The organism is Ciceribacter sp. T2.26MG-112.2, assembly GCF_900492205.1.
Taxonomy (GTDB): Bacteria; Pseudomonadota; Alphaproteobacteria; order Rhizobiales; family Rhizobiaceae; genus Allorhizobium; species Allorhizobium naphthalenivorans_A.
In genome coordinates this window covers 18,744-32,396 of record NZ_UEYQ01000016.1, presented here as the reverse complement: position 1 = coordinate 32,396, position 13,653 = coordinate 18,744, and the positions used below count along the sequence as shown (strand labels likewise).

At 63.2% G+C, this 13,653-nt stretch carries 14 protein-coding genes; 11 read left to right on the top strand and 3 right to left on the bottom strand.

The genetic code is table 11. The features are described 5' to 3' along the window. Window positions 1-5: 5 nt before the first annotated feature. Window positions 6-1,568 (bottom strand): 4-hydroxyphenylacetate 3-hydroxylase N-terminal domain-containing protein, encoded by a 1,563-nt coding sequence (locus tag DYZ14_RS18145; protein ID WP_154721993.1) that lies wholly within the window; start codon window positions 1,566-1,568, stop codon window positions 6-8. Between the two features lie 101 nt (window positions 1,569-1,669). Between DYZ14_RS18145 and DYZ14_RS18140 the strand changes: the two genes are divergently transcribed. The 8 genes from DYZ14_RS18140 to hpaR all read left to right on the top strand — a co-directional run bounded on the left by DYZ14_RS18140 (window position 1,670) and on the right by hpaR (window position 8,991). Next, entirely contained in the window at window positions 1,670-2,557 is an 888-nt protein-coding gene (locus tag DYZ14_RS18140) for a helix-turn-helix domain-containing protein (RefSeq protein WP_154721992.1), read from the top strand. A 155-nt stretch (window positions 2,558-2,712) separates the two neighbouring features. Beyond that, a complete protein-coding gene (locus DYZ14_RS18135; protein ID WP_154721991.1) occupies window positions 2,713-3,099 on the top strand; it encodes a 5-carboxymethyl-2-hydroxymuconate Delta-isomerase in 387 nt (128 codons plus the stop codon). Window positions 3,100-3,130: 31 nt separating this feature from the next. Continuing rightward, on the top strand, window positions 3,131-4,648 hold the full coding sequence (gene hpaE, locus DYZ14_RS18130; protein ID WP_154721990.1) for a 5-carboxymethyl-2-hydroxymuconate semialdehyde dehydrogenase: 1,518 nt from the start codon (window positions 3,131-3,133) through the stop codon (window positions 4,646-4,648). A 111-nt stretch (window positions 4,649-4,759) separates the two neighbouring features. Then, window positions 4,760-5,740 (top strand): 3,4-dihydroxyphenylacetate 2,3-dioxygenase, encoded by a 981-nt coding sequence (gene hpaD, locus DYZ14_RS18125; RefSeq protein WP_154721989.1) that lies wholly within the window; start codon window positions 4,760-4,762, stop codon window positions 5,738-5,740. Between the two features lie 210 nt (window positions 5,741-5,950). Continuing rightward, entirely contained in the window at window positions 5,951-6,817 is an 867-nt protein-coding gene (locus DYZ14_RS18120; RefSeq protein WP_154721988.1) for a fumarylacetoacetate hydrolase family protein, read from the top strand. Window positions 6,818-6,819: 2 nt separating this feature from the next. Further along, on the top strand, window positions 6,820-7,623 hold the full coding sequence (hpaH, locus tag DYZ14_RS18115; RefSeq protein ID WP_154721987.1) for a 2-oxo-hept-4-ene-1,7-dioate hydratase: 804 nt from the start codon (window positions 6,820-6,822) through the stop codon (window positions 7,621-7,623). Window positions 7,624-7,635: 12 nt separating this feature from the next. Continuing rightward, the gene (locus DYZ14_RS18110) at window positions 7,636-8,406 is read left to right on the top strand and encodes an aldolase/citrate lyase family protein (RefSeq protein ID WP_154721986.1); all 771 of its coding nucleotides are present in this window, start codon (window positions 7,636-7,638) and stop codon (window positions 8,404-8,406) included. Window positions 8,407-8,433: 27 nt separating this feature from the next. Then, window positions 8,434-8,991, top strand: a complete 558-nt coding sequence (gene hpaR, locus DYZ14_RS18105; protein WP_154721985.1) for a homoprotocatechuate degradation operon regulator HpaR — start codon at window positions 8,434-8,436, stop codon at window positions 8,989-8,991. A gap of 42 nt (window positions 8,992-9,033) precedes the next feature. On the opposite strand, the gene DYZ14_RS18100 is transcribed toward hpaR, so the two are convergent. Further along, the gene (locus DYZ14_RS18100; RefSeq protein WP_154721984.1) at window positions 9,034-9,342 is read right to left on the bottom strand and encodes a ribbon-helix-helix domain-containing protein; all 309 of its coding nucleotides are present in this window, start codon (window positions 9,340-9,342) and stop codon (window positions 9,034-9,036) included. A 215-nt stretch (window positions 9,343-9,557) separates the two neighbouring features. Here DYZ14_RS18100 and DYZ14_RS18095 point away from each other — a divergent pair, with 215 nt between their 5' ends. The 3 genes from DYZ14_RS18095 (at window position 9,558) to DYZ14_RS18085 (ending at window position 12,304) form a co-directional block, all read left to right on the top strand. Next, window positions 9,558-9,953, top strand: coding sequence for a VOC family protein (locus tag DYZ14_RS18095; RefSeq protein ID WP_154721983.1), 396 nt, complete (start codon window positions 9,558-9,560; stop codon window positions 9,951-9,953). 144 nt (window positions 9,954-10,097) lie between these two features. Further along, entirely contained in the window at window positions 10,098-10,631 is a 534-nt protein-coding gene (locus DYZ14_RS18090; protein ID WP_115669628.1) for a twin-arginine translocation signal domain-containing protein, read from the top strand. Window positions 10,632-10,732: 101 nt separating this feature from the next. Further along, window positions 10,733-12,304: a GMC family oxidoreductase gene (locus tag DYZ14_RS18085; protein ID WP_154721982.1), complete on the top strand. Its 1,572-nt coding sequence runs from the start codon at window positions 10,733-10,735 to the stop codon at window positions 12,302-12,304. 122 nt (window positions 12,305-12,426) lie between these two features. Here the strand turns inward: DYZ14_RS18085 and DYZ14_RS18080 are convergent, their stop codons facing one another. Next, entirely contained in the window at window positions 12,427-13,620 is a 1,194-nt protein-coding gene (locus DYZ14_RS18080) for a ceramide glucosyltransferase (protein ID WP_154721981.1), read from the bottom strand. Between the last annotated feature and the right edge of the window lie 33 nt (window positions 13,621-13,653).

The following is a 13,653-nucleotide window of genomic DNA, read 5'->3' as shown; positions in this document are numbered from 1 at the left end:
TCTCCCTATTCGGCTGCGCTGCGCAGCGGTGGTTCGCTGCCAATCGGCCCGAGCCAGGTGTCGCCGGTCCAGCCCTTCTCGTCGTAGTCGTTCATGCAGGTGTCGACCAAAGCCTCCATGTCGCGCAGGATCGTGCCCTTCTCTGCGCCCTTCAACACCTGCAGACGCACGTCTTCCGGGGCGCCGGCATAGTTCAGTTCGTAAAGCGCGTGGCGCCCGCCGAATTCGGTCCCGGTCGCGTCCCACAGGAGCTTCATGATCTTGATGCGCTCGATATGACCCATGTCGTTCGAGCCGCGCACATACTGCGCCAGATAGCGGTCGATCTCCGGATTGGCGAAATCCTTGGCCGAGGAAGGCAGGTAGATCAGGCCCGAGGCGACGGTGCGGCGGATCAGGTCGATGATGCGGGGATAGGCGTCCGACATGAAAGTGCGGTAGCAGAGCGCCGCCTCAAGGTTCGGCAGCTTGGTGCCGTTCACCCATTCGATCGGGTTGCGGGCCATGGTGTCGGCAAAGCTCTTGAACTTGTGGCGCAGCGCGATCACCTCGCCCAGCATGGCCTGGTTGCCGCGAAAGGCGTCGCCGCCGGTGGCGCGCAGCGCCTTGGCCAACAGGCCGGCGAGGAATTCCAGCTTGACGACGAAGCGGTTGCAGCCCTGGAAACAGTAGCCGTGCATGAAGCCCGACATGACCGTAAACGACAGGATGCGCTTGGCATCCTTGTAGATCAGCACATCCTCCCAGGGCACGAAGACATTGTCGAGCACGAGGATCGCGTCGTTCTCGTCGAAGCGCGAGGACAACGGATAGTCGAACGGTTCGGCCGTCGTGTTCGCTGTCTGCTCATAGGAGGTGCGGCAGAACATCTTGATGCCCGGTGCATTCATCGGGGCGATGAAGGTGATCGACAGCGAGGGGTCCTCGGTGACCGTCGCAGAGGCCTGTGCCAGAAGGTTGTAGTGGGTCAGCGCCGACGAGGTCGCAACGACCTTGGCGCCGGAAACATAGATGCCGGCGTCGGTTTCCCTGGTCACGTGGACGAAGACGTCCTTGACGTGCTCGGCCGGCTTGTGGCGGTCGATCGGCGGGTTGACGATCGCGTGGTTGAGGAACAAGGCCGATTCCTGGGTCCGCTTGTGCCAGGCAATGGCATTGTCCTTATAGTCGCCATACCATTCGGCATTGGCCGAGAGCGTGTTCATGAGCGCCGCCTTGTAATCGGCGGTGCGGCCCATCCAGCCATAGGACATGCGGGCCCATTCGGTGATCGCCGCCTGCTGGCCGACCAGATCGTCGACGGAGCGGGCGATCTTGAAGAACTTGTGGGTATAGCCGCCATTGCCGGTGTCGGTCGGCGTGGTCAGCAGGTCCTTCTTGGCCGGATCGTGCAGGGCATCGTAGAGGCGCGCCAGCGAGCGCACCGAATTGCGCATCGAAGGATGGGTGGTGACGTCGGCGATGCGTTCGCCGTTGATATAGACCTCGCGGCCATCGCGCAGCGAGGCGATGTATTCGGCGCCGGTGAACGGACGCCTGGTGTCGGCGCGGTAGTCTTCGGATCTCATGGTTTCCTCCCTGTTCCTCTTTGTCCAAATTAGGTCTTGATGAGAGCTCCGCCCATGCACAGAATGGCGAAATCGCTTGTACTTTTTTCGGTGGTTAACGTGTGAACGACATTCCGAGCTATTTCATTTATGGCGAGACCCCCCGTCCGCTCGATATCGGCTTCCTGCACGTCGAGCTGATTTCGCAGCGGCAGCATATCCATCACGGCCGGGCGGAACCGCACATGCACGAGCAGTTGGCGCAGGTGACCTTCTGGACCCGGGGCGGCGGGTCCTACCTGATCGAAGACAAAACATTGGAATTTTCGGCGCCGGCGATCAGCTTCGTGCCGAGCCATGTCGTGCATGGCTTCGATGTGGGGCCGAATTCGGATGCCGTGGTGATCTCGATCGCCGACGGTGTATTGCCGCTGGTCGCGGCCCATAGTCTGCTGCCGCTCGACCGGCCGATCATGTTGCGCTCGGAGCGGTGTGACCCGACCTGGGAGCGAATGCGCGCGCTGATGCTGATGGCGCATGAGGAATACCTGACGGGCCAGCCGGGCATGGAGAAGATCGTGCTGCCGCTCGCCTCCGCCGTGCTGTCCTTCATGGCGCGGCTCTCGTCGCAGGCCGCCATCATGCGATCGGCAGGCCCTGTAGCCTTGGCAAGCGAACTGAAGCGACTGATCGACCTCTATTTTCGCGAGGATAGAAGCGTCGGCGACTATGTCGGGATGCTGGGCTCGACCCCGCATCTTGTCGCCAAGGCCGCTTCCCTGGTGCATGGCAAGGGGGTGAAAGAGCTGATCAACGATCGACGCCTGCTGGAGGCCAAGCGGTTGCTGCTTTTCACCGTCCGCACGGTGGAGGACATTGCCTACGAGACCGGTTTCAAGGATCCGGCCTATTTCTCGCGCTTCTTCCGCCAGCGCACGGGCGAGCCACCGGGCGTCTGGCGCGAAGGACAGCATGCCGGCGCGCCGGTTGGCGGGGATGCGCGCCCGTAGCGCCTGAGGGCAGGCCGTCGTTCCTGCCTCATTAACGCGTTAAGTGAATCGTTTCGGTCGCAAGTCCGGCGGGGGAGTGGCGCGTCCTCCCCTTGACACACTCCGCCATTCTAATTAACACGTTAAATAAATGGACGGGACGAGGAGGAGAGCACGTGCCGCATCTGCGATTGGAGTATTCCGCCAATCTCGACCAAAAGGCGGACATGTCCGCTGTTTGTCGCGCGGCGCATGAGGCGATCCTGTCTACCGGCTTGTTCGAGATTGGGGCTCCGCGCGTGCGCGCCTATCCCGCACCGCATTATGCCATCGCCGACCGGCACATCGAAAACGGTTTTGTCGACATGGTCTTTCGCCTGGGCGCCGGCCGCAGCGCCGAAGACAAGAAGCGCGCCGGCGACGCGATCATGGCGGCGGTCGCTGCCGAGCTCGCTCCGCTTCTGGCTGCCCCGCATTTCGCGCTCTCGCTCGAGGTCGTCGAGATCGACCCGGCGCTGAGCTGGAAGAAGAATTCGATGCATGCCCGCCTCAGGGATCAATAGCCCGCATCCGGGGTAGACAAAGGACCTGACCATGTCGAAGCTCGACGAAAACATCGCCAAGGCCGAGGGCTATCTCGCCCGTTTCAAGGCCGATGGTGTCCTCAATCACATTGCCGGCGAAAGCGTTCCGGCGGCCGACGGGACGGCCTTCGAGATTATCTCTCCCGTCGACCTCAAGCCTATGGCCAAGGTTGCGCGCGGCAAGGCCGAGGATGTCGACCGTGCCGCCAAGGCCGCCAAGGGTGCCTTTGCCGAATGGGCCGCCATGCCCGGCGATGCGCGCAAGAAGCTGATGCACAAGATTGCCGATGCCATCGTCGCCCGCGCCGAGGAAATCGCCTTTGTCGAGTGCATGGATACGGGCCAGGCGCTGAAATTCATGTCCAAGGCGGCGTTGCGCGGGGCGGAGAATTTCCGCTTCTTCGCCGACAAGGCGCCGGAGGCGCGCGACGGCAAGGTGCTTCGCACCAGCGATCAGACCAATATGACCACGCGCGTGCCGATCGGTCCCGTCGGCGTCATCACGCCGTGGAACACGCCCTTCATGCTGTCGACCTGGAAGATCGCGCCGGCGCTCGCGGCGGGTTGCACGGTGGTGCACAAGCCGGCCGAATTTTCGCCGCTCACTGCCCGGCTGCTGGTGGAGATCGCAGAAGGGGCCGGCCTGCCAAAGGGCGTGTGGAACCTCGTCAACGGTCTTGGCGAAGAGGCCGGCAAGGCGCTGACCGAACATCCCGACATCAAGGCGATAGGCTTCGTCGGCGAAAGCCGCACCGGTTCGATGATCATGCGCCAGGGTGCCGATACCCTCAAACGCGTACATTTCGAGCTCGGCGGCAAGAACCCGGTGATCGTGTTTGCCGATGCCGATCTGGAGCGCGCAGCAGACGCCGCCGTCTTCATGATCTATTCGCTGAACGGCGAGCGCTGCACCTCGTCCTCGCGCCTGCTGGTCGAGGAAAGCATCTACGATGCCTTTACCGCCAAGGTCGCGGAAAAGGCCAAGCGCATCAACGTCGGCCATCCGCTCGATCCGGAAACCGTGGTCGGTCCGCTGATCCATCCGGTGCATGAAAAGAAGGTGCTGGAGTATATCGACATCGGCCGGGGCGAGGGGGCGACGGTTGCCGCCGGCGGCGCCAGGTTCGACGGCCCGGGCGGCGGCTGCTATGTCTCGCCGACCCTGTTCACCGGCGCCAACAACAAGATGCGCATCGCCCAGGAGGAAATCTTTGGGCCTGTGCTGACCGCCATCCCGTTCAAGGACGAGGCCGAGGCACTTTCGCTCGCCAATGACGTCCAGTACGGCCTGACCGGCTATGTCTGGACCTCCGACGTGACACGCGCCTTCCGCTTCTCGGACCGGCTGGAGGCCGGGATGATCTGGGTGAACTCGGAGAACGTCCGCCACCTGCCGACGCCGTTCGGCGGGGTGAAGAATTCCGGCATCGGCCGGGACGGCGGCGACTGGTCCTTCGATTTCTACATGGAAACCAAGAATATCGCCTTTGCCACCGGCGCCCACGCCATCCCGAAGCTGGGCGGCTGAACCGATTGCCTAGGCGCGGGCGGCGGCGAGCGATCCCGGTCCGCGCCCTGAATTGTCTTTGAGATGATCCGTCACCGGCCCGGCCGCTCGGACGGAGAGGAGGAGAACCCGATGCCGATACCACAGCCCAATCTTTATCCGCCCTTCAACGTCGTGCGCCTCAGCCATGTCGAATTCATCGTCAAAGATCTGGCCGCCAGCCGCGCCTTTTATGTCGACACGCTCGGCCTGCAGGTGACCGACGAGGATGCCTCTACGATCTATCTGCGCGCGCTCGAGGAACGCGGCCATCACTGCATGGTGCTGCGCAAGGGCGAGAAATCGGAAGTCGCCGCGCTTTCGCTCAAGGTCTATGCGGAAGATGACCTCGACAAGGCCAAGGCCTTCTTCGACGCCAAGGGGCTGGCGAACGGTTGGGTGGAGCGTCCGTATCAGGGCCGCACGCTGCGGGCGATCGACATCTTTGGCACGCCGCTGGAATTCTACTTCAAGATGGACCGCCTGGCGCCGATCCACCAGCAGTACAAGCTCTATCACGGCGTCAAGCCGCTCCGGATCGACCACTTCAACTGCTTCACGCCAGACGTCGATGCCTCGGTCGCCTTCTACAACGAGATGGGCTTTCGCGTCACCGAATATACCGAGGACGACGAGTCGAAGCGGCTCTGGGCGGCCTGGATGCATCGCAAGGGCGGCGTGCACGACATGGCGTTCACCAATGGTCTCGGGCCCCGCCTGCACCACACCGCCTTCTGGGTGCCGACGCCGCTCAACATCATCGACCTGCTCGACCTGATGTCGACCACCGGCTATCTCGCCAATATCGAGCGCGGCCCCGGCCGCCACGGCATTTCCAACGCCTTCTTCCTCTACATCCTCGATCCGGACGGCCATCGCATCGAGATCTACTGCTCCGACTACCAGACGGTCGATCCGGACCTGGAGCCGATCAAGTGGGACCTGAAAGACCCGCAGCGCCAGACGCTGTGGGGCGCGCCGGCGCCGCGTTCCTGGTTCGAGCACGGCAGCCTGTTTGCCGGGACGGAAGTCAGCGAGGCGATCTTGAAGGCGCAACCGATCATCGCGCCGTGAGACGGTGGCGTGAGCCCTCCCCAACCCTCCCCACAAGGGGGAGGGGGCGGGTCGAGTTTGTGGCAAGCCGGTTGGGTCCTCGGTTTGGTCAGACGGGCGGTGTCGAAAGACTACGGACGGTGTCGACTGACTGAAGCCGGCGCGTCTGGCGCGACAGACTCCCTCCCCCTTGTGGGGAGGGTCGGGGAGGGGTCTTGAAGAGGAATGACAATGACGACGAAACTGGCAAGCTTCACGATCGACGGCCGTGCCGCCTATGGTGCCATTACCGATGACGGCGTCGTCGATCTTTCGACCCGCTTCGGTGCCCGCTGGCCGACGCTGAAGCAAGTGATCGAGGCAGGAGCGCTCGGTGAACTCGTCTCGGCGGCGGCGGAGATGAAGCCGGACGATCCCGTCAGCGCGATCACCTACGAAATCCCGATCCCGCAGCCGGAAAAGATCATCTGTGTCGGTGTCAATTTTCCCGACCGCAATGCCGAATACAAGGACGGCCAGGAGGCGCCGCCGAACCCGTCGCTGTTTGTCCGCTTCCCGCGCTCGTTCACGGGCCATGACCAGCCGCTGATCCGACCGCCGGAAAGCGAGCAACTCGACTATGAGGGCGAGATGGTCATCGTGATCGGCAAAGGCGGTAGGCGCATTGCGGAAGCCGATGCACTGTCCCACATCGCTGCACTGTCGCTGTGCAATGAAGGCACGATCCGCGATTGGGTGCGCCATGCCAAGTTCAACGTCACCCAGGGCAAGAATTTCGACCGTTCCGGTTCGATCGGTCCCTGGCTCGTGCCCTTCACCGACGAGAGCCAGATTGCCGACATCAGGCTCGAGACGCGGGTCAATGGCGAGGTGCGCCAGAGCGATCGCACCAGCCGCATGATCTTCTCCTTCAGAAAGATCATCGCCTATGTTTCGACGTTCACGACGCTGGTGCCGGGCGATATCATCGTCACCGGAACGCCGACCGGGGCGGGCGCGCGATTCGATCCGCCGATCTGGCTGAAACCCGGCGACGTGATCGAGGTCGAGGCCGACGGTATCGGTATCCTGCGCAACACGGTCAAAGACGAGGTTTGAAGATGATGACGCCTGAACAGGTCGCCGCCGCTGCGAAAAGCCTCGACGAGGCGGAAAGAACCCGCAAGCAGACCGGGCTCCTGTCGCTCGCCTATCCGGGCATGACGATGGACGATGCCTATGCCGTGCAGGCCGAATGGGTTCGCTTGAAGATGGCGGCGGGGCGCACTTCGATCGGCTGGAAGATCGGGCTCACCTCCAAGGCCATGCAGTATGCGCTGAACATCGACATTCCGGATTCCGGCGTGTTGCTCGACGACATGCGTTTCGACGACGGCGCGGTGATCCCCGATCATCGCTTCATCCAGCCGCGCATCGAGGCCGAGATCGCCTTTATCATGAAGAAGGATCTGTCCGGCCCCGGCGTTTCCGTCTTCGACGTGCTGAACGCCACCGACTATGTCACGCCGGCGCTGGAAATCCTCGATACGCGCATTTTGCGCGTCGATCCCGAGACGATGAAGTCGCGCACCATCGTCGATACCATTTCCGACAATGCCGCCAATGCGGGAATCGTGCTCGGCGGCCGGGCGATGCGCCCCGATCAGGTCGACATGCGCTGGATGGGCGCGATCGTTTCGCGCAATGCAGAGGTGGAAGAAACCGGTCTCGGTGCCGGCGTGCTCAATCATCCGGCCCGCGGCATTGCCTGGCTTGCCAATCGGCTGCATCAGTATGGCGGAAAGATCGAAGCGGGGCAGGTCGTACTGGCCGGGTCGTTCATCCGTCCGATCGAGGCCCGCCACGGCGACACCATCACCAGTGATTTCGGGCCGCACGGCACCGTCAGCTGCTATTTTGCCTAAGGAGAAATGTTCATGCCCGCACCGGTCAATGTCTTCAAGGAGGCCATTCTCGATGGCCAGACGCTCTACGGTCTCTGGGTCGCGCTGGCGAGCCCGCATGCAGCGGAAGTCTCTGCCGGCTCCGGTTTCGACTGGATCCTGATCGATGCCGAGCACGGGCCGAACGACATTCCGCTGATCGCCGCGCAGCTCGCCGCCGTCGCGCGTCATGCCGCCCATCCGGTGGTCCGCCTTCCGGTCGGTGAAACCTGGCTGATCAAGCAGGCGCTGGATATCGGCGCGCAGTCGCTGCTGATTCCGATGGTGGAGACGGGGGAAGAGGCGCTGCGGCTTGCCCGTGCCTGCCGTTACCCCCCGGAGGGCATTCGCGGCATGGGGGCAGGTCTCGGCCGTGCCTCCGATTTCGGCCGGATCGCCGACTATGTCGAAACCGCCAACGAGCAGATCTGCCTGATCGTGCAGATCGAGAGCCAGCTTGGCATCGACAATGCCGAGGCGATCGTCACCACGGAGGGCGTCGATGGGGTGCTGATCGGGCCTTCGGACCTTGCCGCCGATATGGGCCATACCGGCAATCCGCGTCATCCCGACGTGATGGCGGCAGTCGATGCGCTGATCCGCAAGGTCGTCTTGCTCGGCAAGCCGGCCGGCATCATGACCACCGATCCGACGATGATCCGGCTTGCCCGCGACGCCGGCGCCTGCTTCATCGCCGTCGGCAGCGATGTCGGGGTCCTGGCGAAGGGCGCACAGACGCTCCTCGCCGAGGTCAAGAAGGGTTGAGCCTTGGCCCTTAGAGCGGGAGAGGAAATGGCGGACAAGACCGCGGATCAGTCCGAGAACGCCGAGCCGCCGCGCGAGAGTGGGGGACCTGTGCCCCGCGTGCGGCTCCGGCATTTCTCCCGCTCCCTGCCGATGCTTCTGCTCAGGGCGCGAGAATCGGTGATGAAACACTTCCGCAATTCGCTGCGGATGTATGACCTGACCGAGCAGCAGTGGCGCATCCTTAGGGCCCTGATGACCGTCAAGGAAATCGAGGTGACCGAGCTTGCCCGCGCCACCTTCCTGCTCGGCCCGAGCCTGTCGCGCATCCTGCGCGATCTCGAGGCCCGCCAGTTGATCGAGCGTCATCCCGACGAGAACGATCTGCGTCGCGCGCGCATTACCATCAGCGCGGCCGGTCTCGACCTGATCGAAAAGGTTTCTCCCCATTCGGAGGAGATATATGCCGAAATCACCCGTGCCTTCGGTGCCGAGCGCATGCGGGAGATGCAGAAGCTGCTCGAAGACCTGGAAGCGGTGATGGCCAATATTCAGCTGCCGCTTCGCGGAGGCGAGGGCGAGCCAAGCGACGACGGAGACGAATGAACCTTCATCCGTCGTAAAGGGAAACGCGCCAATCGGCTCGGTTCATTCCGCCGCGATGATGTGGAACTCGTGATGGGCTTCCGGGTGCTGTGCCTTGCCCATCAGATAGATCAGACAGCTGGTGCGCAGGAGCGACGCGAAGTTGGACACGGAGCCGTTGATCTCCAGCGCCTCGTCATAGAGCGTCGACAGGAAACGCGAGGTCGACATCGACTGGCTGCCTGCAATTTCGTCGATCAGGTCCCAGAACGCGGCCTCGATCTGGATGCTGGTGGAATGGCCGGCGATCCTCACCGATCGGTTGACCGCGCGGTAACGGGCGGGGTCCTGTCCCGCAAAGACTTCACACATGGCATGCTCCTCCGGCTTTTCTTTTGATACGCATTATGCGGCCCGATGGTTTGCCGGTCAATTTCCCAAAACGTGGCGGTTTTTCGCGCGGGCCGCAGCCTGGCAGCTGCCGATCCGGCAAAAATTGTCGGTGCGGTAGCGGGCTGCTACCCGATTTGCCGCCGGTGGCGGAAACTTCGACCATTCGATGATTTGCCTGAAACGAGGAGCATCCCTTGGCGAAAATGATCCATTCGATGATCCGGGTAATGGAAGAAGCCCGATCGCTCGATTTCTACAGCAAGGCCTTCGGGCTCGACATTGCCGAGCGGCTGGATTTCGACACCTTCACGCTGATCTATCTCAGCAATTCAGAGAGCGAGTTCGAGCTCGAACTGACCGTCAACAAGGGGCGGGAAGAGGCTTATGATCTGGGCACCGGTTACGGCCACCTCGCCGTCAGCGTCGCCGACCTCGATGCCGAGCACAAACGGGTGACCGATCTTGGGCTCGACCCCGGCAAGATCGTCGAGTTCAACCGCGACGGGGCGTTGCTTGCCCGCTTCTTCTTCATGACCGACCCCGATGGCTACAAGATCGAGGTTCTGCAGCGCCACGGGCGCTACAAGTAAGGACGGAAGCCGCCGCGGGACGGGAGGCTCCGCGAGCTTGGCATATTCTTGAAAGGGGAGGGCGCGGCCGCCGCGCCGCCCGACGACGGACCGGCAGGAGAACGGTCCGTCGACCATGCCACATGACCCTGGGAGGAGACTGACGTGGTTACGCTTTACGAAAAATCGAATGGGATTTCCCGCCGCGACCTGCTCAAGCGCAGCGGCAGCGTCGGCGCGCTGCTGGTGATCAGCGGCTCGGCGGTGATCTGTCCGCAGGCCGCCTGGGCGCTGGAGGCCAAGGCGCTGAAACCCGAGACCATGGCGACGCTGATCAAGCTCGCCCGCGACATCTATCCGCACGACCAACTGGCCGACCGCTTCTACGCGATCGCCGTCAAGGGCCAGGACGATCGCGCCGGCAAGGACGAGGCCCACAAGACGCTGATCGAGGATGGCATCGCCGATCTCGACAAGCGGGCCGGTCCGGGCGGCTATCGCGGCCTCGGCTGGGAGGACGACCGGGTGGCCATCCTGCGCGATATCGAGACGACGCCCTTCTTCCAGGCGGTGCGCGGCGACCTCGTCGTCAGCCTCTATAACCAGAAGGAGCTGTGGCCGATCTTCGGCTACGAGGGCGAGTCCTATTCCAAGGGCGGTTATATCGAGCGCGGCTTCGACGACATCGAATGGCTCTGACGCCGGCCCAAGAGACAGCATAGCCGCCTAAGGAGGCCCATCGCGGATGGGAACGGCGGCCTATTCCGAAAATGCCGAATTGACATTCCTGGGAGGAAATCATGGCAGCGCCTTATGATCTCAACGACGACAGCGTGGTCGTCATCATCGGTTCGGGTGCGGGCGGTGGCACGCTCGGCAACGAACTCGCCCAGAAGGGCATCGACGTCGTCATTCTCGAAGCCGGCAGCCGGCACGAGGTCGAGGATTTCATCAACGACGAATGGGACAGTTTTGCCCAACTCGCCTGGCTCGACAACCGCACCACCGGCGGGGGCTGGCGCGTGGCGAAGGATTTCCCCAACCTGCCGGCCTGGATCGTCAAGGCGGTCGGCGGCACCACCACCCACTGGGCCGGCGCCTCGCTGCGCTTCCAGGAGCACGAGTTCAAGGCGCTGACCAATTACGGCAAGGTCGAGGGCGCCAACCTGCTCGACTGGCCGATCACCCTTGCCGATCTCGAGCCCTACTACGCCAAGGCCGAGGACAAGATGGGCGTGACCCGCACCAACGGCATCGAAGGACTGCCCGGAAACAACAATTTCAAGATCCTCAAGGCCGGTGCCGACAAGCTCGGCTACAAGGACTGCCACACCGGCAACATGGCGATCAACTCGGCGCAGCGCGACGACCGCAACAGCTGTCAGCAGACCGGCTTCTGTTTCCAGGGCTGCAAATGGGGCGCCAAGTGGTCGACCCTCTACACCGAAATTCCCAAGGGCGAGGCGACCGGCAAGCTGGAAGTCAGACCGAATTCGCATGTCGTCAAGATCGAGCACGACAAGTCGGGCAAGGTGACGGCCGTCGTCTATGCCGACAAGGACGGCAACATGAAGAGCCAGAAGGCGCGCATCGTCTGCGTCGCCGGCAATTCGATCGAAAGCCCGCGCCTGCTGCTCAACTCGCACTCTTCGATGTTCCCCGACGGCCTTGCCAATTCCTCCGGTCAGGTCGGCAAGAACTACATGCGCCATACGACAGGTTCGGTCTATGCGGTGTTCGAAAAGCCGGTGCATTTCTATCGCGGCACGACCATGGCCGGCATCATCCGCGACGAGGCCAGGCATGATCCGTCGCGCGGTTTCGTCGGCGGCTACGAATTGGAGACGCTGGCGCTCGGCATCCCGTTCATGGCGGCCTTCCTCGATCCGGGTGGCTGGGGCCGGTCGTTTGCCTCGGCCATGGACCAGTATGCCAACATGGCGGGGCTCTGGATCGTCGGCGAGGACATGCCGCAGGAGCAGAATGCGGTTAAGCTGCATGGCGAGCTGAAAGACAAATACGGCATGCCGATCCCGGATGTGTGGTTCACCGACCACCCGAACGACGAGGCCATGCGCAATCACGCCTACAGCCAGGGCGTCAAGCTCTACGAGGCTGTGGGGGCAACCCGCGCCTTCCCGACGCCGCCCTATCCGTCGACCCACAATCTCGGCACCAATCGCATGAGCGAGAAGGCGCAGGACGGCGTGGTCAACAAGCATGGCCAGACGCACGACATCAAGAACCTGTTCGTCTCCGACGGCAGCCAGTTCACCACCGGGGCCGCGGAGAACCCGACGCTCACCATCGTGACGCTGGCGATCCGGCAAGCAGACTACATCGCCGAACAGATGGGCGCCGGTTCGATCTGACGGAAACCTCCCTGCGGGCGGGGGCGGTGCGAAGACACCGTTCCCGTTGCGCATGGGTTGACCGCCGAACCCGACGTTCTCATCCATCGGAGGGGGCGGTCTTCGTCAGGCGTCGGTCGGGGTCAGTGGCGCAGCGCCGTAAACGCCTTGGCGCGTTCCTTCGTCTTGTCGACGATGCGGCGGATGCGCACGGTGGCCGGCGCCCTGTCCTGCGTGCCCGAGGCGACGGTCATCGGGTTGCCGCGCCAGACGAAGCCATCGCCGAACCAGGCGGTGATCCAGAGGGCTGGCAAAGCGAGATCGCGAAGGATCATGGCGGGCAGCGTCAGGCGTCCCATGTGCCAATGGAAAGCGCGGGTCAGCAGGATCTCGCCACCATACCAGGCGAGCACGTAGAGCATGAAGGTCAGCGGCGAGCAGATGCCGGCCGCGGTCAGGCCGGCAAGCGTCAGGATCGGCAGCGCGCCGCCGGCGAGAAGTTCGGGCAGGAAGAAGAGCGGGAAGGACGAGCGGCGCAGGCGGGCCCAGCGCAGCTGCCGCCCCCACACGGTGATGAGCGTGCGCCGGCCGAGCGGCTGGTCGAAGGGCTCGGTCACCAGCCTCACCTTGAGGCCGAGGCTTCTTACGAGGTCCGTCGCGGCCGCATCTTCGGCCACTTCCTCGCCGAGGCGCTCGAAACCGCCGGCGCGCGCCATGACCTGACGATTGAGCAGCATGGTTTTGCCTTGGGCAAAGCCGATCCCGATGGCATCCGCCAGCAATTGCCAGCGCGCCTGGAAGCTGTTCAACCAGGCGCATTCGAGAACGGCTGCAAAGCCCTGGGGGGCTGCGCCGATCGGCGGCGAGCAAACCAGACCGGTCCCGGTTGTCCATCGGACGAAGAGCCGTTGCAGGTAGTCGGGCGGCATCAGCACATTGCTGTCGGCAATGACGATCCAGTCATGCTGGGCCGAGCGCCAACCCTTGATCAGATTGTTCATCTTCGGGTTGACGCTGAACACGTCCTCGCCGACCATCAGCCGCGAGGCCCTGTCCGGGTGCGCTGCCATGCAGTCGCGGGCAATCTTGATGGCTGGATCGTTGGCTGACGCGACGCAAAAGACCACTTCATAGTCGGGCCAGTCGAGGCGAAAGGTCGAGGCAAGCGTCTCGGCCAGATTGTTTTCGCGCCCGCACAAGGGCCTGAGAATGGTGACGGCCGGGCGGACGGTCCAGGTCGCATCGGGTTCCGCCCGCTTCTTGCGTATCAGTACGATCAGGATGCTGAGCAGATGAACACAAAGGGCGATTGCGCAGATCCAGAACAAGACAGTCATGGCACATCCTCATGGCGGGGGCGCTCCGGCATA

Excerpts from the sequence above, each read along its gene's own strand:
- DYZ14_RS18145 (WP_154721993.1), bottom strand. The coding sequence starts at position 1,568 with ATGAGATCCGAAGACTACCGCGCCGACACCAGGCGTCCGTTCACCGGC.
- hpaE (WP_154721990.1), top strand. The coding sequence starts at position 3,131 with ATGTCGAAGCTCGACGAAAACATCGCCAAGGCCGAGGGCTATCTCGCC.
- hpaD (WP_154721989.1), top strand. The coding sequence starts at position 4,760 with ATGCCGATACCACAGCCCAATCTTTATCCGCCCTTCAACGTCGTGCGC.
- DYZ14_RS18120 (WP_154721988.1), top strand. The coding sequence starts at position 5,951 with ATGACGACGAAACTGGCAAGCTTCACGATCGACGGCCGTGCCGCCTAT.
- hpaH (WP_154721987.1), top strand. The coding sequence starts at position 6,820 with ATGATGACGCCTGAACAGGTCGCCGCCGCTGCGAAAAGCCTCGACGAG.
- DYZ14_RS18110 (WP_154721986.1), top strand. The coding sequence starts at position 7,636 with ATGCCCGCACCGGTCAATGTCTTCAAGGAGGCCATTCTCGATGGCCAG.
- hpaR (WP_154721985.1), top strand. The coding sequence starts at position 8,434 with ATGGCGGACAAGACCGCGGATCAGTCCGAGAACGCCGAGCCGCCGCGC.
- DYZ14_RS18100 (WP_154721984.1), bottom strand. The coding sequence starts at position 9,342 with ATGTGTGAAGTCTTTGCGGGACAGGACCCCGCCCGTTACCGCGCGGTC.
- DYZ14_RS18085 (WP_154721982.1), top strand. The coding sequence starts at position 10,733 with ATGGCAGCGCCTTATGATCTCAACGACGACAGCGTGGTCGTCATCATC.
- DYZ14_RS18080 (WP_154721981.1), bottom strand. The coding sequence starts at position 13,620 with ATGACTGTCTTGTTCTGGATCTGCGCAATCGCCCTTTGTGTTCATCTG.